Annotated in this window: 18 protein-coding genes and 2 pseudogenes; 9 read left to right on the forward strand and 11 right to left on the reverse strand. The window is 69.9% G+C overall.

The genetic code is table 11. The features are described from left to right. The first annotated feature begins 1 nt into the window (after position 1). The 3 genes and pseudogenes from ACIQU3_RS29695 (at position 2) to ACIQU3_RS29705 (ending at position 3515) form a co-directional block, all read left to right on the forward strand. A complete protein-coding gene (locus ACIQU3_RS29695) occupies positions 2-2296 on the forward strand; it encodes an FdhF/YdeP family oxidoreductase (RefSeq protein WP_403928598.1) in 2295 nt (764 codons plus the stop codon). Between the two features lie 298 nt (positions 2297-2594). Beyond that, positions 2595-2869 (forward strand): annotated as a pseudogene (locus ACIQU3_RS29700) (RNA polymerase sigma factor); the annotation flags it as partial. Between the two features lie 175 nt (positions 2870-3044). Next, positions 3045-3515 carry a Pycsar system effector family protein gene (locus ACIQU3_RS29705; RefSeq protein ID WP_403737663.1) on the forward strand — a complete coding sequence of 157 codons (471 nt, stop codon included), beginning with the start codon at positions 3045-3047 and terminating at the stop codon, positions 3513-3515. A 188-nt stretch (positions 3516-3703) separates the two neighbouring features. Here ACIQU3_RS29705 and ACIQU3_RS29710 read toward each other — a convergent pair whose 3' ends face one another. The 3 genes from ACIQU3_RS29710 to ACIQU3_RS29720 all read right to left on the reverse strand — a co-directional run bounded on the left by ACIQU3_RS29710 (position 3704) and on the right by ACIQU3_RS29720 (position 6974). Further along, on the reverse strand, positions 3704-4198 hold the full coding sequence (locus ACIQU3_RS29710) for a hypothetical protein (RefSeq protein ID WP_403737666.1): 495 nt from the start codon (positions 4196-4198) through the stop codon (positions 3704-3706). 177 nt (positions 4199-4375) lie between these two features. Continuing rightward, the gene (locus tag ACIQU3_RS29715; protein ID WP_403928602.1) at positions 4376-5035 is read right to left on the reverse strand and encodes a hypothetical protein; all 660 of its coding nucleotides are present in this window, start codon (positions 5033-5035) and stop codon (positions 4376-4378) included. A 184-nt stretch (positions 5036-5219) separates the two neighbouring features. After that, entirely contained in the window at positions 5220-6974 is a 1755-nt protein-coding gene (locus ACIQU3_RS29720; RefSeq protein WP_403928605.1) for an ankyrin repeat domain-containing protein, read from the reverse strand. A 496-nt stretch (positions 6975-7470) separates the two neighbouring features. Between ACIQU3_RS29720 and ACIQU3_RS29725 the strand changes: the two genes are divergently transcribed. Further along, positions 7471-8469, forward strand: a complete 999-nt coding sequence (locus ACIQU3_RS29725) for a YdcF family protein (RefSeq protein ID WP_403928608.1) — start codon at positions 7471-7473, stop codon at positions 8467-8469. Positions 8470-8750: 281 nt separating this feature from the next. Here ACIQU3_RS29725 and ACIQU3_RS29730 read toward each other — a convergent pair whose 3' ends face one another. Together ACIQU3_RS29730 and ACIQU3_RS29735 are read right to left on the reverse strand one after the other, a co-directional pair. Next, entirely contained in the window at positions 8751-9179 is a 429-nt protein-coding gene (locus ACIQU3_RS29730; RefSeq protein ID WP_403737922.1) for a DUF427 domain-containing protein, read from the reverse strand. A gap of 81 nt (positions 9180-9260) precedes the next feature. After that, a pseudogene (locus ACIQU3_RS29735) lies at positions 9261-9548 on the reverse strand (UBP-type zinc finger domain-containing protein); the annotation flags it as partial. 456 nt (positions 9549-10004) lie between these two features. Here ACIQU3_RS29735 and ACIQU3_RS29740 point away from each other — a divergent pair. Both ACIQU3_RS29740 and ACIQU3_RS29745 read left to right on the forward strand, forming a co-directional pair. After that, complete coding sequence (locus ACIQU3_RS29740) at positions 10005-10994, forward strand: aldo/keto reductase (protein ID WP_403737678.1); 990 nt, start codon at positions 10005-10007, stop codon at positions 10992-10994. Positions 10995-11673: 679 nt separating this feature from the next. Then, complete coding sequence (locus tag ACIQU3_RS29745; RefSeq protein ID WP_403737686.1) at positions 11674-12627, forward strand: hypothetical protein; 954 nt, start codon at positions 11674-11676, stop codon at positions 12625-12627. 102 nt (positions 12628-12729) lie between these two features. On the opposite strand, the gene ACIQU3_RS29750 is transcribed toward ACIQU3_RS29745, so the two are convergent. The 3 genes from ACIQU3_RS29750 to ACIQU3_RS29760 all read right to left on the reverse strand — a co-directional run bounded on the left by ACIQU3_RS29750 (position 12730) and on the right by ACIQU3_RS29760 (position 14150). Beyond that, positions 12730-12927, reverse strand: a complete 198-nt coding sequence (locus tag ACIQU3_RS29750; protein ID WP_403737691.1) for a hypothetical protein — start codon at positions 12925-12927, stop codon at positions 12730-12732. Positions 12928-13254: 327 nt separating this feature from the next. Further along, entirely contained in the window at positions 13255-13902 is a 648-nt protein-coding gene (locus tag ACIQU3_RS29755) for a hypothetical protein (RefSeq protein ID WP_403928611.1), read from the reverse strand. A gap of 47 nt (positions 13903-13949) precedes the next feature. Next, entirely contained in the window at positions 13950-14150 is a 201-nt protein-coding gene (locus ACIQU3_RS29760; RefSeq protein ID WP_403928614.1) for a hypothetical protein, read from the reverse strand. Between the two features lie 276 nt (positions 14151-14426). On the opposite strand from ACIQU3_RS29760, the gene ACIQU3_RS29765 reads away from it, so the two are divergent. From ACIQU3_RS29765 to ACIQU3_RS29775, 3 genes are all read left to right on the forward strand, one after another. Next, the gene (locus ACIQU3_RS29765; RefSeq protein WP_403928617.1) at positions 14427-15254 is read left to right on the forward strand and encodes an SAM-dependent methyltransferase; all 828 of its coding nucleotides are present in this window, start codon (positions 14427-14429) and stop codon (positions 15252-15254) included. 197 nt (positions 15255-15451) lie between these two features. Further along, positions 15452-16192 carry a class I SAM-dependent methyltransferase gene (locus ACIQU3_RS29770; RefSeq protein WP_403928620.1) on the forward strand — a complete coding sequence of 247 codons (741 nt, stop codon included), beginning with the start codon at positions 15452-15454 and terminating at the stop codon, positions 16190-16192. Positions 16193-16621: 429 nt separating this feature from the next. Beyond that, positions 16622-17272 (forward strand): hypothetical protein, encoded by a 651-nt coding sequence (locus tag ACIQU3_RS29775; RefSeq protein WP_403928623.1) that lies wholly within the window; start codon positions 16622-16624, stop codon positions 17270-17272. Between the two features lie 578 nt (positions 17273-17850). On the opposite strand, the gene ACIQU3_RS29780 is transcribed toward ACIQU3_RS29775, so the two are convergent. From ACIQU3_RS29780 to ACIQU3_RS29790, 3 genes are all read right to left on the reverse strand, one after another. Continuing rightward, the gene (locus tag ACIQU3_RS29780) at positions 17851-18414 is read right to left on the reverse strand and encodes a TetR/AcrR family transcriptional regulator (RefSeq protein WP_403928626.1); all 564 of its coding nucleotides are present in this window, start codon (positions 18412-18414) and stop codon (positions 17851-17853) included. 150 nt (positions 18415-18564) lie between these two features. Continuing rightward, positions 18565-19956, reverse strand: coding sequence for an amidase (locus ACIQU3_RS29785; protein WP_403928629.1), 1392 nt, complete (start codon positions 19954-19956; stop codon positions 18565-18567). Next, on the reverse strand, positions 19943-20152 hold the full coding sequence (locus ACIQU3_RS29790) for a hypothetical protein (protein WP_403928632.1): 210 nt from the start codon (positions 20150-20152) through the stop codon (positions 19943-19945). The genes ACIQU3_RS29785 and ACIQU3_RS29790 overlap by 14 nt, the downstream gene beginning before the upstream one ends. Positions 20153-20313 lie beyond the last annotated feature (161 nt).

Here is a 20313-nt window from a genome sequence, read left to right on the forward strand (position 1 = left end):
GATGGCCCGCAAGGCACCCGCCGATGACCCCGATGACTCCCGTCTGCGGGTCGGCCCGCCCCAGGACCACGCCGCGGGCCTCCCCGCGGTCACGTCCTCCCTGCGCCACGCCCACGCGCAGATGGGCGTCCGCCGCAGTCTGCTCACCTTGCTGAGCGTCAACCAGAAGTCGGGCTTCGACTGCCCCGGATGCGCCTGGCCGGAGCCCGGGCACCGCCATCGCGCCGAGTTCTGCGAGAACGGCGCCAAGGCGGTGGCCGAGGAGGCCACCCTGCGCCGGGTCGGCCCCGGTTTCTTCGCCGAGCACAGCCTCTCGGAGCTCGCCGGACGCAGTGACTACTGGCTCGGCCGGCAGGGCCGCCTCACGCACCCCATGTACCGCCCCGCCGGCAGCGACCACTACCGGCCGGTCTCCTGGGACGAGGCGTTCGCCCTCGTCGCCCGGGAGCTGCGCGCACTCGACTCACCGGACCAGGCGGCCTTCTACACCTCCGGCCGGGCGAGCAACGAGGCCGCCTTCGTCTACCAGCTCTTCGTCCGTCTCCTCGGCACCAACAACCTGCCCGACTGCTCCAACATGTGCCACGAGTCGAGCGGTTCGGCCCTGACCGAGACCATCGGCATCGGCAAGGGCAGCGTCCGGCTCGAGGACCTGTACGAGGCCGACCTGATCCTCGTCGTCGGGCAGAACCCGGGCACCAACCACCCCCGGATGCTCTCGGCACTCGAAACCGCCAAGGACCGGGGAGCCCGGATCATCTCGGTCAACCCCCTCCCCGAAGCCGGCCTGCTGCGCTTCAAGAACCCCCAGCGGCCCTCCGGCGTCCTGGGGAGCGGCACCCAACTCACCGACCTCTTCCTGCCGATCAGACTCGGCGGTGACCAGGCCCTCTTCCAGGCCTTCAACCGCATGCTCCTGGAGGCGGAGGACGACGCCCCCGGCCAGGTCCTCGACCACGGCTTCATCACCGCGCACACCCACGGCTTCGAGGACTTCGCCGACCAGGCCCGCAAGACCTCCTGGGACGACGTCCTGGAGGCCACCGGCCTGCCGGCGCGGAAGATCCGGGAGGCTTTCCAGGAGATCCTCGCCGCCGGGAAGATCGTCGTCTGCTGGGCCATGGGCCTCACCCAGCACCGCCACTCGGTGCCGACCATCCGCGACGTCGTCAACTTCCTGCTGCTGCGCGGCAACATCGGACGCGCCGGCGCCGGCCTCTGCCCCGTGCGCGGCCACTCCAACGTCCAGGGCGACCGGACGATGGGCATCCACGAGAAGCCGGACGCCGCCTTCCTCGACGCGCTCGGCGCGGAGTTCGGTTTCGAGCCGCCGCGCTCCCATGGCCACGACGCGGTCGCGACCATCCGGGCCATGCGGGACGGGCGGGTGCGGGTCTTCGTCGCCCTCGGCGGCAACTTCGCCTCCGCCGCCCCCGACACCGAACTCACCGAGCGCGCGCTGCGCTCCTGCGAACTCACGGTGCAGATCTCCACCAAGCTCAACCGGTCCCACGCGGTGACCGGCCGCCAGGCCCTCATCCTGCCCTGCCTGGGCCGCACCGAAGCCGACCTGAGGCCCGCCGGAGAGCAGCGGGTGACGGTGGAGGATTCCATGGGCTTGGTGCACCTCTCGCGCGGTCGGCTGGCACCCGCCTCCGAGGCCCTGCTGAGTGAGGTCGCGATCATCTGCCGGATGGCGGACGAGGCCCTCGCGGGCGACGGACCACCCGTGCCGTGGGCTGACTTCGACGCGGACTACGACCGGATCCGGGACAGGATTGCCCGCGTCATCCCCGGCTTCGAGGACTTCAACACCCGGGTGCGGACACCGGGTGGCTTCGCCCTGCCGCATCCGCCCCGCGACGAGCGGCGTTTCCCCACGAGAACCGGCCTTGCCCACTTCACCGTCAACCGGCTGGACGTCCTGCGCGTCCCGCCGGGGCGGCTCCTCCTCCAGACCATCCGCTCGCACGACCAGTACAACACCACCGTCTACGGCCTGGACGACCGATACCGCGGCATCCACCGGGGCCGCAGAGTCCTCTTCGTCCACCCGGACGACCTCGCAGCCCTGGGGCTGACCGAAGGCGAACCGGTCGACATCGTCAGCGAGTTCTCCGACGGAGTCGAACGCCGGGCACCGGCTTTCCGAACGGTCGCCTACCCCACCCCGCGTGGCTGCTGTGCCGCCTACTTCCCCGAGACCAACGTCCTCGTTCCGCTGGACTCCACCGCGGACATCAGCAACACACCGACGTCCAAGTCCATCGTGGTCCGGCTGTACCCCGCACGGTGACCGGCCTGCCGGCCACTCCCGTGTACGACGAACCCGTCGTGCAGTCGCGTCGGGACGGCATGACACGGTGCGGAGGGTCCGCATTCGGGGCGGTCAGCGTGTGCTCCGGGGGTCCTAGTTGGCCTGGGCCTCCGGCGGGTGGTGTGAACCCGCTTGTGGCGAGGTGGCAAGTACGGGGTGTGACCACTCGCCATCGCCCTGACACCCACCGACCCGACCGACCCGACCGACCCCATCACATCCATCGAACCCTCAGAGTCCATCGAGTGCATCGATCCGAGCGGCGGCCGGATTGTCCATGAATGATCTGGCCGTCGGGTACGCCGGGGCTGTCGCGGCCTCGGTTGAGGATCCCGAGTGTTTCGAGGCGCTCTTCGACCGCCATGCTCCGGCGATTCACCGGTACATGGCCCTGAGGCTTGGCCGGGACGCGGCCGATGACGTGACCGCTGAAACCTTTTTGGCGGCGTTTCGGATACGGGCCGGTTCGACCCGGCCCGTGCTGGGGTGCGGCCCTGGCTGTACGGCATCGCTGCCGAGCAGATCGGCCGGCATCGTCGGCAGGAGGTGAGGCTCCGGCCACAACCGCTCAGAAAGCCGCCCGGCTGAGCCTGCTCGGCATTGAGGGTTCGGCTGTGTGCCTGTAGGAGCGCAACTCGCTTACTCATGCGGGCCGTTGTGAGAACCGGAACGGCGGTGTGGGCGTCTTGGAGAACACTTCACCTGCACTCGCCCCTGGGGAGGCGGCATGTCGCAGCAGCCACCGGACCTCACCGAGCAGAATCTGAAAATGGCCGACAGCATGCTGGGCCATGAACTCGTCCGGCATGACACCAAAGCCGGTCTGCTCATCGCGGTCGACGGAGGGATCTTGGCGCTGGTCGCGGCAACCGCTCGTGGCGCGGATCTGGTCTGGTACGTACGCCTGCCTGGGACACTTGGGCTGGCCTCTTTGACCGCATCCATATTGATATTGCTCTCGTCGGTCAGACCGGCTCTGGGCGGCCGTGCCGGGGAAGGCTGGGAGCTCTGGTCACGCTTGGACCGTGACGACCTCTTGATTCACTTGGGGGTGGATCGCAGACCGGATCGTGTTCTCTTTCTCTCGCGGATGGTCCACCGCAAGTTCCGGCGACTGCGTCTCGCCGTCGACCTCCTGATAGCCGGGGTGCTTTTCTTGTCCGTTGCCGCGTTCATCGCGGACGTGCTCAGGCTCTGACGTGCCTGAGTTTGTGGGGGAACCTGCTGGATCCGCCACGGTCAGGTGAGCACAGCCGGTGCCCGGCAGCAGCGCCGGCCGCGAGCCACGAGGGGGCGGACATCATCCCGCGCCGCGGCCATCGCGATTCCGTCAGCTCAGCGCCGCCGAGTCGTCCGCCACTGACCGGATTCCCCCGGACACCACAGCTACCGGGGCCGGTGACACAGGAAGCAGCCTTCCCAGTAAGGGAGCCCGCTGAGGACGCGGTGACGTGCGCACGACGCCGTCGCCGCCCTGTCCGGCCCCGGGAAGTGCTGGAAAGGGCCGCTGCCCGCCGACGGGGCGAAATGCTCCACCATGCACCTGAACTGATCCAGGTAGTCACGCACGCGGGGCGGGTGATAGCCCAACTCGCTCCAGCGATGCCCGCTCGCTGCGAGGGCCGTGGCGCGCAGTACGAAGTCCCTGGAACGCGCGCGCTCGCATTCGCCGGCGCCCCAGTCGACCTCCTCCAGACGGAAGCCGACCGCACCACGGCCCATCATGTTCTGGTCCTGCAAGGTCAGTAGCGCCGCGAAGCGAAAGTCCCAGGCCTCGTATGCAAGATCGGACACAGCGAGCATCAGCACCTCGACGAACACCTCGGTGCCGCCATTGGACAGATCCAGCTCCCGGCCCCCACCAGAGAAGATGTTCGCCACCTCACCACCGTACCGCCGGTTTGCGAACTCCCTGGTCCACGAGCGGTTCCGGATGCGGGCGCGTGACCTGCCTCCCCGCCCTGTCGACGCGGGTGAACAGGAGGGCGGCGGCCTGCATCCCGTGGATCTGGGGGAGTCCGACAGGTCGGCAGCATGCTGGCTACTCGGGACCCGCCGTCAATAAGCGAGTTGCAGCAGCAAGGACTCGCCCTTGCCCCGTCGGCGCCGAACGTGACCCCGCCAGCCGGCCAGAACCGCGATCAGGGTCCAGCCCACCGTGCCGGCGATCAGGCCACCCATCCGCTCCGCAGCGTCCACCTCATCCGCCTGCTCCATCGGCACCTCGCTCTCCGGATCACGAATGACGTCGAGCCGGTCGCCCACCTTGGGAACCCACACGTCACCCCTGTAGCCCAGCTTCTCCTCCAGCTCGGTTCCGTTCTTGGCCCGGAGAGTGAAGCGGTGATCGTTACTCGACGTTCCGGCCGCACTGTCGGCCACGATGACGACGTTCTCCCGTACACCGCGCAACTCCAGTGCCGCTTCAGGCGCGTACTGCACGGCCCCGACGAGGACGAAGAGCGCCGGGACCGAGGACAGGACCGTCAGCCACACGGCCCGATGGAGCAAAAGCAGGGCCACAGCGAACGCCAGGCACAGCACAACACCGACTGTGATGGGGATCCACTCCGACCCCAACGTCAGATACGCGATGCCGGCAGTGCCCACAGCGGTCGCCCACCCGAAGATCACCAACGCGACGGTACGCCGCACCGACTTCCACGGTGTCACGGCCTCAGCGGGCGGCTCATCCGCACTGCCCGCCGGTGTCATCATGCTGCCGTGTATGCCACCTGGCATTACCGCTCCTGTGTCGCTTGTCGCTGCCTGCTTCCTCGGCAGGAACGTTACAGCGACTCAGGGCCTGGTCGGCTCGCTGTGCAGGTGGTGCCCGGGGGACCGCGGGGAGGCGCTCCCGCTTCCTGAGCATGTGCGCTTCCCCGCCCCATGGCTCGGGGCCTCAGCGCCGGAGGTGCGAGGGCAGCGGCACCCAGCGGCGCTGGGCGTGGCGATCCGTGACTTCCTGGCCGTCGTGGATCCTCAGTCCTGCTGCGGCACAGGCGTAGGCGAGTGTCTCGGCGTCGTGCGGGAAGGTGGACCGGCGCTGCCAGAAGCGGAAGTGCCAGTGCGTTGCCGGGTCGGGCCCGTCCGGTGGGAGGCCTATCTCCTCGTGCTCGACTACTTCGCCATCGCGTGCCAGGGTGCCGAATGTCCCGCCCTTGGGGTTGAAGTACATCCCGTAGGCGGTGGTGCCTGCCGATATCGCCCGCAGTACGGCGTCGTCGCTCGGCATATAGCCGTCCTGCGTGATCGCGCAGCCGCCAGGGGCCCCGGGCACCCGCGTCACGCCCACGTAGTGGAGGGATTCGTCGTAGTCCATCGGATCGAAGGGCGCATGCTCGGAGTCCGCTTTCGGGCACTGCGCGGGGTCGGCGCCGAGCCGCCGGATCACCTCGTCCTCGCTGAGGCCCGGCACGAAGCAGATGCCGAGTCCTTCGGTCCACAGCTCATGCTCGCCGAAGGCGGCGATGAGCGTGTCCGCCGCTGTGAACGCCGCGGCTTCCTCGGCGGGCAGTTCCACGGCCCCCGGTAGGTCCGCGACGAGGGGCGCGAGCGACGTGGTCAGCAGCAGCCGGCCCGGGGACCAGGGGCCGCTCTGCGGCGTCCACGCATCGGCCCCGGCCTCGAGCAGTGCTTTGATGCTGCCCTCGTCCACACTGCAGGTGGCGTACCACAGCGGTGTGTGTCCGTCGTCGTCGCGTGCGTCGACCTCCGCGTGATGCGACAAGAGCGCGGCGACCGCTTCCACTGCTCCTTGTTCCGCTGTCAGATGCAGCGGAGTGGTGCCACGCCATCCGACGCGGGTGTCGGGCGGTGCCCCTGCCTCCAGCCGAGCACGGATGAGGGCCGCGTCCCCCCAGTCCTGGTAACCCAGATGCTGCCAGTCGGCCCGCGGCGTGCACCGCCTGCGAGCTTCCTCCTGGCGGCGCAGCATCTCGCGCTGGTGCCCGGTCAGGGGCGGCGCCAGGAAAGCAGGCGGTCCGCTCACCTCCACGTACCCGAAGGCGCCCGGCTGCTCCGACGGATCCGGCGGCTCGAGCCCCGGCCAGACCTCGAGCACCCGCGCCGAGGTGGCGTGGAGAGCCGCCAAGTCGACCGAGGTGCGGGTCTCGGCAATCCCCTCGTCCGGCCACTCCACCACCAGTTGAGCCTCTCCGGCGGTCGGCAGCTCTGCCAGATACAGGTCGACGTCGGTCTTGAAGAGGGACCTGTGGGAATGGTGCAAGCTGGGATCCAGCGGGATCAGTCCGATCGCCTGCGGTGTGGAAGCCACGGTCATCCGTCCCTGCGCACCGGTCAACTCCACTCTGCGGTCTGTCGTGCCGTCCAGCGAGGTCACCCGGCGGCCGTCGGAGAACAGCAGGCCCACCCGCAACCCGGACTGCCGTCCGGCGGCCGCACTGTGCTGGCGGGTCCTACGGAAGACCGCCAGATGCAGGGTGGCTGCCCGCGGCCATACGGACCATCCCGTAAGCAGCACCTTCGTCTCCGGACCGGCGCCGAGCACCTCAAGCTGCGGCAGCAGCGCCGGAGCGAACCAGTCAACCGGCGGCCCGTACCGCCCGGCGTCCTCTTCCGGCGGGCCCAGCCTGACCAACACCGTCCGCTCGGCTGCCGGTTCCTCCGGTAACACCAGATCGTCGAAGAATCCCATACACCGATCGTGGCAGAGGGGTCTGACAACAGCAGAGCAGCCCCACCACGCCACCGAGCCGGGCCGACCCCGCGGACTCCTGACTTTGCGGACACGACCTATAGGTGTTGGCCCCAGTGGATGCCCGTGGTGAAGGCGTAGTGGCAGCCGGTGTGGTGGAGCCGGTCGTGATTCACTCACCGCCTGGTGATCGCCGAGTTCTAGCCGGGTCGCGGGTGAGGGTTGTCTCTGGGCGGGAGCAGTACCTCAGCCTCCGAGGGTGCCTCGTTGAGCGGTCTGCCGTGTCGTGGTGGGGTGCTGGCTGGGTGTGTACCGGGCCTGGACGGCGCGTCGTTGCTGTGGAACGTACCGGTGCCTACCCGTGTTCGGCGTACCACGGCAGGTCTGGGAGGATGGCCGACAGCCGTCCGTACCGGGGTCCGGGAATCGGGGGCGAGGAGCGGCAAGGCAGGTACGGGCAGCGGCCCGGCGGGCGGAGAGCGGAGCGGTGCGGCACATGCCGGAGTACCCGGAGTATCTCGCCGCGGTCGTGTTCGCCGCGGGCGGCGTCGTCAACATACTGCTGGCACCGCACCGGTTCTCCACCGCCGTCCTGTTCTGCCTCTCGGTGGCCTCCGCCGGACTCGGCGTGGCCGGTCGCAGTGCGGCAGCCCACCCGACCGTCGCCACCGTCCTCGCCGTCACCGCCCTGCTCCTGGCGCTCGCGCTGGGACTGCTGCTTCTGGCCGACGGCGTTCTCCTGGTCCGGCGTTACGGACCGCAGGCAGCCCTGCTGGCGACCGGCGCGGCCGGCTGCGCGGTGCTGGGGGTGCTCGGCCTCGATGCGGTCTTCCACGCGGTCGGCGGCGAGGCGTTCGGTGGTTTCGTGGTCGCGGTGAACGCGACTGCGGGTTACCTCATTCTGCTCTTCCTGGTCTTCGCCGGCTACGTGTTCGTCCGCGGCCGTAGCACGCCCTTGCCGGGAACCACCCATGTCGTCGTCCTGGGCGCCGGGCTCGATGGCGACCGGCCCGGCCCGCTGCTGACCCGCAGGCTGGAGCGGGCCCTCGCGATCGACGCCGCCCGCGCACCGGGCTCGCCTTGTGTGGTGTTCGTCGTCTCGGGAGGTCAGGGCGAGGACGAGGTCCGTTCCGAGGCGGACGCGATGGCCGACTATCTGTGCGGACGCGGAGTGCCCGCCGACCGGATCGTGCGGGAAGACCGCTCCGTCAACACCGGGCAGAACCTGCGCTTCAGCGCGGCCCTCGTGGACGGCACCACTCCCGGCCGCCGTGCCACGGTGGTCACCAGCGGCTTCCACGTGTACCGCACGACCCTGCTGGCCCGCCGCGTCGGCGTGCCCGTGCATGTCGTGGGCGCGCCGACCTCCCCCGCCTACTGGCTGTCCGCGACACTGCGCGAATTCGCAGCCGTCCTGTGGCTGGACCGCGTTCCCCTGGTCGGGCTCAGCCTGCTGCTGGCGGTACCGGTGGCGACGGCGGTATTCGGGCACTGAAGCGCCGGCCGCAGACCTCGTGAGAGGCCCTGGCAAAGGCGCCGTGCACGGCGGGGCTCCAGCCGATGCCGTTGTCGTGCTCCCTACTCGATACGGGGTGAGGGGCCGAGTGAGGGAGCTGCCGTGAGGATGGCCGTGCACGGGCTCCCGATAACGACGCAGGCCGCGGCGGAGGTGAGGGGCCACAGCGGGATGTCGCACGCGTTTCTCCGAGGCGTCGGCTCACATGCCTGACATGCACTCGCCCGCCCGAGACATCAACGGCTCTCGCCGTCCCCGCCTCACCACAGTTGGGTTCCCGGGGCGCCCTTGAACGGCCCCCGTACCTCCGCGGTGATCCAGCCGCCGTAGAAGTCGCCCTCCTGCGCCGTGACCTCCTCTCCGTCGACCGTGCAGCGGTCCATGCGGCTCGGGTAGAAGGCGAAGCAGTCGGCAAGGGAGGCGTAGCCGGGCTCGGGGCGGGGATAGCTCCAAGCGGCGCGAGAGCGTACGTCGTCTCCCACGATGACGTCCCAGTACCGGGCAGGCCCCTTCCATTCGCACCAGGTCCGGCCCGCGGCGGCCGGGAACAGAAGTTCCGTGCGGACGTCCTGCGCAGGGATGTAGAACACGGGTGGATGGCTGGTCTCCAGTACCCGGACGGCCCTGCGTGTCTCGGCCACCACCTGGCCGGCGCACTCCACCCGCACGTCACGGTCGTCCTCCCGCATGACGGGCGGCCGCGGGTAGTCCCAGACCGACTCGGGCGTGCGCGGGCCAGAACGTGGCAAGGGCTCTTCCTGCGGGTCCAGATACACCTCGTCCTCGTAGCACCAGGCCCATGGCCGGTCGCGTGCCAGGGTGCGTGCCACCGGGTGTGCGCTGGAGGCGAAGTGCGCCGTGGCGTGAGCGCCGGGGGAGCTGTCGCTGCAGCCCACGTGGCCGCAGGTCAGGCACAGCAGCAGGTCGGCCGGTGCGCGTCCGCGCGCCTGGCAGGACACGCACGTCTCACTCAGCGGAGGCGGGTCCGCCGTCCGGACATGGGAGCAGGCTTTCCCCGAGGGCCGTCCGCCATCGGGACGGATCGTCCATCTGGTCATCGGTGATCACCGGCCTGTCCGGTCGACATCACGCTTCTCGGTGGCGCCGCGCCCCGGCCCCTGCCTGTGTGGGTCACACGCACTCCCCTGCGGTCCTCGTTCTCCACCCTGTTTCGCCCCGACACCGCACGGGAGATGCAGGCCGCCGGGCACTGTGTCCCCAGCGGCATACCGCAGGCAGGAGGGGCGGCACGCGAGGACGAACGGTCAGGCCCATCTCCTCCAGCCCGGGAGCGGCACACGGGTGCGGTGCCCGGCCGGGAGCCAGGTCTTCCGCACATGCCCCTTGCCATGGAGTGCGCTCGAAGTCATAGCGTCGAAGACACAACGGCGCACGAGGCCGTCGTGACGCCCGCTCCTCCTGGGATGCCGGGTGGTCGCAGCTGTGTCTGGATGGACGGGAGACCTCGTGCCGCCCGAAGGACGATCAAGCGTGCAGGAAGGCTGGGACACGACATGCAGAAGCGTAGTCTGCGGGAATTGCAGGTATCGGCCATCGGCCTGGGGTGCATGGGCATGTCAGCCTTCTACGGGACCGCCGACGAGGAGGAGGGCGTCGCGACGATCCGGCACGCCCTCGACCTCGGGGTGAACTTCCTCGACACCGCGCAGATGTACGGCCCGCTCACCAACGAGTCCCTCGTCGGCGAGGCGATCCGGGGGCGCCGCGACGAGTATGTGATCGCGACGAAGTTCAACTACCGGATGGACGACGCTGTACCGGGCGACATCAGCACCGTCGGCCCGCAGGACGGTTCGGCCGAACACGTCCGCAGCTCCGTTCACGGTTCCCTGAAGCGTCTGGGAACCGACCACATCGACCTGTACTACCAGCACCGGGTCGACCCGAACGTGCCCATCGAGGAGACGGTCGGCGCGCTGGGCGAACTGGTCGCCGAGGGCAAGGTGCGCTACATCGGGCTGAGCGAGGCGAGCGCGCAGACCATCCGGCGTGCCCACGCCGTGCACCCGGTCACGGCCGTGCAGAGCGAGTACTCGCTGTGGTCGCGGGACGTGGAGGCCGAGGTGCTGCCGACGTGCAGGGAGCTGGGCATCGGCTTCGTGCCGTACTCGCCCCTCGGCCGCGGCTTCCTCGCCGGCCGGTTCACCTCGCCGGACGACCTGGACGCCAACGACTGGCGCCGCCAGAACCCGCGCTTCCAGGACACCAATCTGGAGGCGAACCTGCGGCTGGCGGCGAAGGTGAAGGAGATCGCAGCCGAGAAGGACGTGACGCCTGCTCAGCTGGCCATCGCGTGGGTGCTGGCCCAGGGCGAGGACCTGGTGCCGATCCCGGGCACCAAGCGCCGCACCTACCTGGAGCAGAACGCCGCCGCCGTCGGCATCGACCTGACGAAGGACGACCTGGCCCGCATCGACGCGGAGCTGCCCGAGGCGGCCGGTGAGCGGTACGACGAGGCAGGGATGCGGTCCATCAACCGGTAGCGTCGTCACGGACTCAGCTCCAGCCGATCAGCGCGCAGAGGGACAAACACAACGCGGGGGCTCATAGGGAACGGGGGGCGATCGTCGACCTCCTGACTGCCGGAAAAGGCATCGCCGGGTCACGGTCGCCGCACGCTCCGACCACTGCAAGGCCGACCAGGACGCCGCCCAGTGGCTCCCGCCGGCGGCCGACGTGCACCCCCTACGAAGGGGAGTAGCCGACCCCCAGCCGCGCTGGCACCTCCCTGATCTCTTTGCCCGGCGGGTGCCCTTCTCGGACACCCGCCGGGACGAGACGCACCCGGCCGCTTCGGCCGAACCACGTGGTCTCCGGTCGGGAGTGTGGATGAGGTCGCGGTCCACGTCCTTGGCGGGCGCGGTCCACGCCCGTGGTGTCGGGTCAGCGGTGGGGCCTGCTCCCCGTGCCCGCAGGGATGATCGCGCTGCGACACGGGCAGCTGGTGCGTTGTTCGCCTGCCCTCCCTGCATTTGCGGGGAGGGCCTCAGCAGGCGCCAGGCTGCGGTGTTGCGCTACCGAGTGAAGAGGCCCGGGTGCAGGAGTTCTCAGGAGGCGTCTTCGCGAATCCACTGCGGAGGAGTTGGTGCCCGGCCGCTCCGGACATTTTGTGGGCGGGCGTCCCCGAAATCGATGAGTCTTCAGGGGAGTCGAGAGGTTGTTATGACCGCCGTCATGATGGATGCTGCCTCTCAGTGTTCGCCGCAGCCGAACAGGACGAGCCGGGAGGGCCTGACAGTGAGCGAAAACGTCGCACGGGCGATGTGGGAGAGGTTCGAACCGGTCCACCAACTGGTCTACTTCACCCCCGAGGTGCGCGAAGCTGCGGAGGGGCTCGGACTGCGCGGCTACTGGATGGGCTACTTCGCCCTGCGCGCGGCGCCACTGGGCCCTGTTCCCGCGTCCGTCGTCACCAGCTCCTTCTACGTCTTCCACCCCGACCGGGCGGCGAGCGCGCTGCCTGCCGCCTGGGCTGCCGCGTCTCCGCAGCAGGTGATCGAGGCGCGCGAGCGGGCGGTTGGCGCTGCGATGACCCATCTCTACGGTCCGGACGTCGTTGCCTCCGCCGAGCTGGCCGAGGCCGCTGACCTCGCCTGGGAGGCCGCCCTCGCGGCAGACACGGCGGGACGGGTGCTCGGCGCGGCCAACCAGGCTCTGCCCCGCCCGGCCGAGCCCCATGTCAGGCTCTGGCAGGCGGTGACCACCTTGCGTGAACACCGGGGCGACGGACATGTCGCCGTGCTGGTCGGCCGTCGTCTACGACCGGTCGAGGCGCTGGTGCTCAAGAGCGCGACCGGGGAGACCGACGCCGAGTTCCAGCTACGCATCCGTCAATGGAGCGTCGAGGAATGGCGTTCGGCGCAGGCGACGCTCCGCGAGCGTGGCTGGACCGACGAGGAAGGACGGCTCACCGAGGCTGGAGCGGCAGCTCACGAGCAGATGGAAGCGGACACGGACGCGGCGGCGGTCACGCCGTGGCAGACGCTCGGCGTCGACGGCACCACCCGCCTCGCTCGCCTTCTTGAACCGCTCGCACGACGTGTCCTGGACTCCGGAATGGTGCCGGCAGGCAACCCTGTTGGGTTGACGCAGAGTACATGGGGCTCGCCGGGGTGACACCTGTGTCCGCACTGCGCCCGATGCCGAACAGATGGGCCAGGAGATCCGCTTCGGGACCGTCCGTCAGGTGAGGCTGATGGTGTGAGCGGCCGTCGCACTCTAGATCTTCGGGCCTGGGTTCTTGGGCTGCCCTCCCATGCGGTGGTCGCTCCAGTCGATGCCGTCGTCGTGCTCCTTGCTCGATGCAAGCCCGAGGAAGCCGAGCAGGGGAGCCGCGATGAGGACGGCTCCGCACAGGCTGCCGATCGCGACGTAGGCCGCAGCGGCAGCGACGGCCCAGAACAGGATGTCGCACACGATCCGGGCCCACCGTGGGAACGGAGCGCGCCACGTGTGGTAGCGGCGGTGGATGCGTACGAGCTTGCCGCACGCGCGCTTGGATCGGCCTGCCCCTTTCAGACCCGTCCTTGCTGCGCGCCCGCTGCCGAGCGGACTTCCTCTTCTGTCGTCCATGGCCCTTTGTCCCTCCGAATGCTCCGCACGACCGCAGCACCGCTTGCCCCTGATGCAGACGCGTGGGTTGGCCGCAGGCGAGCGGGTGGTGTCAGCTGTGCAGGACACGCACCCGGGTCCGGTGGTTGCGCGAACCGAGGGCCTACATGCGTTCGAAGGTCGGAAGGAACCCTATCGCCGCCGGTTGCGTGGCATAAGGCCTGCGCGGCGTGCGAGTTCGTCCTCCGATCCGATGGCACGTCGCTTGCCCGGCGTGGAGCGCACGACGTAGCGGAAGGGCAGCCCACCCGGTTCGGCGACCATGCCGCCGAACCGGGTGTCGCCCGCGAACCACACCCGGTCCGCCGTGTGCGGCCCGCGCAGACGGGGGCCGTCCCAGCCGTCCGCGGGGACGGGGAAGGAGCAGTGTGCCTGACCGTCCGGCTGGAGCAGCACCACCCGCCCGTCCGTCCCCCAGCGGCGGCCCTGGACCCGTTCACCCTCCGCGGTGACCACCCGGACGTTCTGTGTCCGCACGGGCCAGACCTGCCAGCCGTAGGTGGACATCACCAACCGCTCCCGGCGTCGCGCGCGACGCCACAGCAGCGTCAGGCCGGCCGTTGCCGCGATGACGGGGGCCAGGCAGACGGCGGTGACCAAGCCCGGGGCGGAGCCGGGGCCCGTCAGGAAGAGGACGGTCACCAACAGCAGCACCTCGGTGGCCAGCGCAAGGATGCCCCAGCGGAGGCCGCGTTCACGCTGCCGCAGGACGTCCTCCACACCCGGGGTGTCCACTGCCACTCCGGGCAGCACCTCGTAGCCGTACTCCGCAGCGATCATCAGGTGTCCCCTCCCGGAACGGCAATGGTACGGCGGTTTCATGGCCGTCAAGGCGCGCTCTCGTGGGCCGGCAACGCCACCACCGGGGCGGGCCGGGCGGGGCACAGGTCGGTGAGCAGCGCCGTCGTCCGTTCGTCCTCCCGAACCTCCTCCAGGGACCTGCGGGTCGCGGCGACGGGCACCACTGCGTGGACCTTGATGCCGTATGCGGTGCTTTTCGCCGCCGGGGAGGTGGGCAGCCCCAGCACGGCGGCCTTTGCCCGCGGCGTACACGCGGCCCCCGGTATCGCCGAACAGGGCGTCCAAGCACGTGTTGACGATCCGTCCGTACCCGGCCGTGGCCAATCCCCGGCCCCGCCGGTCACCACGACGACGAGGCCGTCGCAACGGACCTCGGTAAATCCCTCGTCCACCGGGACGCCCCCTCTCAAACCGCGCGCCGGGACGGTAGCTCCCCCCACTGCAACCGCCCACCGGGCTGGAGTATCCAAAAGAGCAGTATGCGGGGGACGTTGACAGGAAGAATGGCCGCCATGAGTTACGAGGGCTCTTCAATCGACCCGGCGAAGCCCAGCATTGCCCGCGTCTACGACTACCTGCTGGGCGGCAAGGACAACTACGCCGTGGACCGTGAGGTGGGTGACGTCTTCAAGCGTGACCTGCCCGGTTCCGTGGCCATCGCCTTCGCCAACCGCGCGGCCCTGACCCGGGCGGTCAGGGAGATCGCGCAGACCACCGGTATTCGGCAGTTCATCGACATGGGCAGTGGCCTGCCGACCGCGGACAACGTCCACCAGGTCGCGCAACGGCATGCTCCGGAGTCCCGGGTCGTCTACGTCGACATCGACGACCAGGTGTTGGTCCACGGCCGCGCACTGCTGGAGGACAACGACCGGACCCGCGTCGTCGCGGTCGATGTGCGCAACCCCGAAGCCATCCGCTCACACCCGGCCACGCTCGAACTCATCGACTTCTCTCGTCCCGTCGCCGTCATCCTCAGCGCGATCCTTCACCACGTCAATGATGACGAGGACCCGGCCGGCATCGTCCGCTACTGGCGCGACCAGGCCCCGCCCGGAAGCTACTTCTTCATCAGCCACTTCCGCTCCGGCAACAACCCGGAGACCATGGAGGCCGAGAAGATCCTCCAGCAGACGTTCGGCCGTGGCCGGTGGCGCACGGACGCGGAGATCACCTCCCTGCTGGACGGCCTGGAGATCCTCGATCCCGGGATCGTCCCCGCACCCCTGTGGCGTCCCGACGAGTCCGACAGCCCATGGAACCGTGGCGAAAGCCGACAGCTCACGGTCTGGGAACATCTCATCGCCGCCGGCATGGCGCGGAAAGCCTGACGCCTGCCCGGTAGGCGAACGCCGGCTGCCGCGCCCTGCGCCCGCAGGATGACCGGAGTTGCGCAGCGTCCGGGCGGGCAGACTCCGGTGCAGTGTCAGCACCCCGATCAGCGTCTGGGTGCCCCTCTTAGTCGCCGCACTTTGCGAGAGCCTTATTCGTGTTGACCGCCCCCGGAAGGCAGTGCTGGAGTCGGCGAGTGGACAGCATCCCCGCCAACCGGCGGCTCTGGAACCGGATCAGCAGCGCCTACCAGCGCGAACACGACCCTCAAATCGGCGCCACACCCCGGCTGTGGGGCATGTACTCCATCCCCGACGCGCACCTGCGCGCCCTGGGTGACGTCAACGGCAAGCGCGTCCTCGAACTCGGCTGCGGCGCCGGCCAGTGGTCCAGGGCACTCGCCGCCGAGGGCGCCAACGTGATCGGGCTCGACCTGTCCGAAGCTCAACTCGCCGCAGCGGCCGCCGCGATGGGCGCGGCCCGCTACCCGCTGGTGCAAGGCGCCGCCGAACAACTCCCCTTCGCCGCCAACAGCTTCGACCTGGTGTTCTGCGACTTCGGCGGGCTCAGCTGGGCGCCCCCGCACCTGGCCGTTCCGCAGGCCGCACGCGTCTTGGGCCGGGGCGGGCGCCTGGTGTTCAACGTCGCCAGCCCATGGTTCGAAGCATGCTACGACGAAACCGCCGGCCGCGTGACCACGACGCTGCAGCAAGACTACTTCGGGCTGAACAACATCGACGAAGGCGACGACGCGACCAGCTATCAGCTCACCTACGGCGACTGGGTCAAGGTCCTGCGCGGCGCGGGCCTCATCATCGACGACCTCATCGAACCGCGGCCCGAACCCGGAACGTCCAACGGCTACAACGAAACCGACCCACCAGACTGGGCACACCGCTGGCCGGCGGAACTGCTCTGGGTAAGCCACAAACCGTAAGTTCCGACGCGCCGAGCCGTGAAGGAATCCCCTCGACGCAGGGCCATCTGGGGGCTCTCCACCTGGCAGACCCTGTGCGGCCACGACCCCCTCCAAGCGGGGTGTCCTCATCCACGGCGCCGCGGGCGGCCTCGGCTCGGTCGCCGTGCAGCACGACACGCCGCTCGGCGGCGTCACCGACCTGGCCCTGAACGTTCGGTTGACCGTGCTGCGACCCGGCGGTGAAGCGGCGCAGTGCTCGCAGGCCCCCGGGACCGGGTCGCCCGTCCGCGCCGCCGGGCGCGCATGAGGCGGGGCCCGGCGTCAGGATGGTGCTTGCGTCTCCCGGGAGGTGTCGTGGCCCGCGTCTCCCGGTCGGCGGGTGGTCGGCCGACGGCTCGCCCGGCCACCACGACCCGACTGGCGTTTCGGAGGTACACCGTGCACGACATGCCGCTCACCAGGAGCGTCGGTGAACTGCTGCACCGGCGGCACCGTGCCTCCCGGGGCCCCCAGCCCGAGTCGGGGCCCGACGGCTACGGCCTGGACAGCTGGAGAGCCGGTCAGTTCACCGCCGGAACGCTCGCACCGCAGGACGAGGCGAAACTCGCCGACGAGGTCGCGGAACTCCTTCCGCACAGCTGGGACATCCCCACCAAGTCGCGGGAGGCCCTGACCACGATCATCGACCATCTGGGCGGCCAGCGGGAGTTGATGGCCTGGCTGGACCGCCACCCGGGCCGTCCGCGGATGATCGCACGGCTGTACGTCCTCATGGGCCACCTCGACCGCTACAGCGACGACGCCACGGTGGTCGACGCCCTGCGCTCCGCCCGGGAGGAGGACCCTTTCCCGGCGGGTCTGCACGACTACCTGCTGCCGCAGACCACCGACGAGACCCTGGGCACGCTGGCCAGCCGCCTGGAGAAGCTCCTCGCGGAGCAGCGGGAAGAGGACGCGAGTGCCCTGGCCCTGGCGACCACAGCATGGCTCAAGGGCATCGCCGAGAACGCGGACGGCCCGGGGTCGGCGGTGCTGGAAATGGGCAGCGTAATGGGGCATCTGCATCGGGACATCGCAGAGTCCGCCGGACACAGGTGAGCCCCGAACGCCGCAACCACGCACCACTTCATCCGCCGTCGCCCCGGGAGGGGGTGGGTGCCGGCTTCCTCGGCCACGAACCCAAGCGCCAGGTGGCGGCCTGGATTCGCATGTGGCCTCCTGGGGCAGGACCCCGGCGCGGGCCGGCGGATCGCCGGATTCGGCGGTGGCCCGGCGGCGGTGGCGAATCGGTCGTGGCCCCGTGCCGCTGTCCGGATCGCCAACGACCTTTTCGGCACGACCCAGTTGGCGTTCAAGGCCCTCTGGACTGTTCGGGCCTTTGCTCTCCACCCACCTGGCGCCCATCCAAGTTCGCCCGGTCGTGAGCACCCGAGGGCATGTTCGTGAGAGAAGTGCATCAACCTCCCGCGCGCCCACCGGCATCGTGTGCGGAGCAGCGGGCGACAAGGTGCAGCGTCGCGTGCACAGCAGTGCGGACGACGAGCGCGTCGAAGTGCTCCGGGCACGCCCTGGAGACCGTCCGCCGGCGGGCTGGGGACCGGCCAGGTCCCGTCGGCCTTCGAGGGCCTGGGCATCGCAGGCCGACACCGGCGGGGCACGCGTGTGCGGTCACCTGGTCACGGGCCGGTCTGGCCGAGGACCTCTGCGACGAGTCGGCGCGCGTACGCGGCGTCGAGTCCGTCCGGGCGGAAGAGGATGCGGTACATCATGGGCGCGACGACGCGGTCGATGACAGCCTCGACGCCGGGCGTCTCCTCACCACGTTCAGCTGCTCGGGCGAGGATGAGGCCGATCTGGTCGGCGGCGTAGGCCGAGCACTGGCCGGCGTTACCGCCGTCCGGGTCACCGAGCAGTGCGTCGCGGATATAGGCCCGGCCGGTGGGGGAGGCCATCTCGTCGAGGAACTGCTCGGCCCAGGCCGCCAGGTCGGACGACACGGCACCGTGGTCGTTGGGTGCGGCGTCGGGCCGCAGACGCTCGACCGCTACGTCAGACAACAGCTCCTGCAGGTCCCCCCAGCGGCGGTAGATCGTCGACGGCGTCACGCCCGCACGCTGGGCGACCAGCGGTACGGTCAGCGCCTCCCGGCCCACTTCCGAGGCGAGTTCGCGTACGGCGGTGTGGACCGATGCCTGAACCCGGGCGCTGCGCCCCCCGGGGCGCACCATCTGCCTGCTCATGGAGCCCACCTTAAAGCAAAATCATTGCGTCTAGCGAGCTGCCCACGTCACCTCCGTGCGACGGTCTTCACCTTGCGGCACCTGGCCGATCGCGGCCGAACAACGCTTTCGGCCCGGCCGGAGTGATCAGACTGGCCCCAAAGCATGCGTTCATGCTGCGCTCGCGAGCTCGCGGGCGGGTTGCGTTGCCTCGTAGGCGTGGCCGATTCGCAGGAGCACTCTCTCTTCGAGCGGTCGCCCGAGGAGTTGCATGCCGATCGGCATGCCTGCCGCATCGTGGCCGACGGGGACGGACAAGGACGGTACTCCGGTGATGTTGGCCGGGGACGAGAGGCGTACGTATGCGTCGGAGACGCCCTCGACAGTGCCGTCGGCCCAGCTGATGGTCTCCTGGCCGGTCTTGACCGCGGTCGCCGGGACGGTGGGGGCGACGATCAGGTCGACCTCCTGCAGCATGTGCGCCCACTCCTGCCGCATGAGGGTGCGGGCGCGCTGGGCACGCACGTAGTCCGCGGCGGGCATCAGTGCGCCGGCCTCAAGGAGGACGCGGACGTCTGTCTGGTAGAGCTCGGGGACCGCGCGCACGCTGCTCTCGTGGTAGGCGGTTGCCTCGGGCGCCATCAGGCCCCACTGGGTGGCCTGGATGTAGCGGGTCATCGGGATCTCGACCTCGACGAGGCGCGCACCGAGGGACTGAAGCTGCTCGATGGCGCGCCGTACGGCGGTCTCCACCTCCGCATCAACGTGGTCGAAATAGTAATTGCGCGGCACGCCCACGCGCAGCCCCGTCACGTCTGTGCCCGCCCCCGGCCGGTAGTCCACGGCGGGAGTGGTAAGGGACGCGGGGTCGCGCGGGTCGTGTCCGGCCAGGGCGGTCAGGGCCAGGGCCGCGTCCTCGACGGTGCGGGTGATCGGGCCGACGTGGTCCAGGGACCAGGACAGGGACGTGACGCCGTGGCGGGGGATGAGGCCGTAGGTCGGCTTGAGACCGACAACCCCGTTCAACGCGGCGGGCACCCGGATCGATCCGCCAGTGTCGGTGCCCAGGGTGAAGGTAGCGGTGCCCGCGGCGACCGCGACGGCGGATCCGCCGCTGGAGCCGCCGGCGATCCGGCCCGTGTCCCAGGCGTTGCTGGTCTGCGGCGTGGTCAGCCCATAGGCGAACTCGTGCGTGTGGGTCTTGCCGACCAGGATGGCCCCGGCTGCCGACAGACGGGCGGCAACGGTGCTGCTCGCCTGCGCTCGGTGGTCGGCTCGGACGCGGGAGCTGGCCGACGTAGCCGCGCCGGCGACGTCGATCAGGTCCTTGAGGCCCATCGGGATGCCGTGCAAGGGGCCGCGGTAGCGGCCGGCCGCAATGTCGTTCTCGGCTTCGCGTGCGGCCCGGCGGGTGTGCTCGACGGTGACGGTGACGTAGGCCTGAAGGTGAGACTCAACCTGTTCGATGCGCTCCAGGACGGAGTCCGCCAGCTCGACGGGGGACAGCTGACGGGCCCGGATCGCGTCGGCGGCTGCGCTCAGGGAGAGCTCATACGGCTGCATCGTGCATCTCCTGTTCCGCGCGATAGGCGGGGGCGGGCGGGGTCTCCCCGAAGTCCAGCTCTCGCAGGACCGCGACGACGGATTGGATGTGGTTGGCGGTGGCTGCGACCGCAGCATGGCGGTCGGCAGGCAGCGGAAGCCCGGCGCGGGCAGCCCAGCGGGCCGCTTCCGGCGGGGTGACTGCAACGGAGGACACGGACTTCTCTCCTCGGGGTCTGGAGGGGCTGGAGGGGCTGGAGGGCTGTCGAGACGGATCACCCGGGGGGGGGGGGGGGGGGGGGGGGGTAAAAGCTAAAATTTTGCGTTAGCCGACCAAAGGCCCAACGGTCGGCTAACGCAAACCCATTGCGTTTAGGG

This window comes from Streptomyces sp. NPDC101110, assembly GCF_044759525.1.
Lineage (GTDB): Bacteria > Actinomycetota > Actinomycetes > Streptomycetales > Streptomycetaceae > Streptomyces.

Coding starts and splice junctions, on each gene's coding strand:
- ACIQU3_RS29755 (WP_403928611.1), bottom strand. CDS start 13,902: ATGATCGCTGCGGAGTACGGCTACGAGGTGCTGCCCGGAGTGGCAGTG.
- ACIQU3_RS29785 (WP_403928629.1), bottom strand. CDS start 19,956: ATGCAGCCGTATGAGCTCTCCCTGAGCGCAGCCGCCGACGCGATCCGG.
- ACIQU3_RS29720 (WP_403928605.1), bottom strand. CDS start 6,974: ATGGGATTCTTCGACGATCTGGTGTTACCGGAGGAACCGGCAGCCGAG.
- ACIQU3_RS29745 (WP_403737686.1), top strand. CDS start 11,674: ATGACCGCCGTCATGATGGATGCTGCCTCTCAGTGTTCGCCGCAGCCG.
- ACIQU3_RS29695 (WP_403928598.1), top strand. CDS start 2: ATGGCCCGCAAGGCACCCGCCGATGACCCCGATGACTCCCGTCTGCGG.
- ACIQU3_RS29715 (WP_403928602.1), bottom strand. CDS start 5,035: ATGATGACACCGGCGGGCAGTGCGGATGAGCCGCCCGCTGAGGCCGTG.
- ACIQU3_RS29705 (WP_403737663.1), top strand. CDS start 3,045: ATGTCGCAGCAGCCACCGGACCTCACCGAGCAGAATCTGAAAATGGCC.
- ACIQU3_RS29780 (WP_403928626.1), bottom strand. CDS start 18,414: ATGAGCAGGCAGATGGTGCGCCCCGGGGGGCGCAGCGCCCGGGTTCAG.
- ACIQU3_RS29775 (WP_403928623.1), top strand. CDS start 16,622: ATGCCGCTCACCAGGAGCGTCGGTGAACTGCTGCACCGGCGGCACCGT.
- ACIQU3_RS29740 (WP_403737678.1), top strand. CDS start 10,005: ATGCAGAAGCGTAGTCTGCGGGAATTGCAGGTATCGGCCATCGGCCTG.
- ACIQU3_RS29730 (WP_403737922.1), bottom strand. CDS start 9,179: ATGCGGGAGGACGACCGTGACGTGCGGGTGGAGTGCGCCGGCCAGGTG.
- ACIQU3_RS29765 (WP_403928617.1), top strand. CDS start 14,427: ATGGCCGCCATGAGTTACGAGGGCTCTTCAATCGACCCGGCGAAGCCC.
- ACIQU3_RS29725 (WP_403928608.1), top strand. CDS start 7,471: ATGCCGGAGTACCCGGAGTATCTCGCCGCGGTCGTGTTCGCCGCGGGC.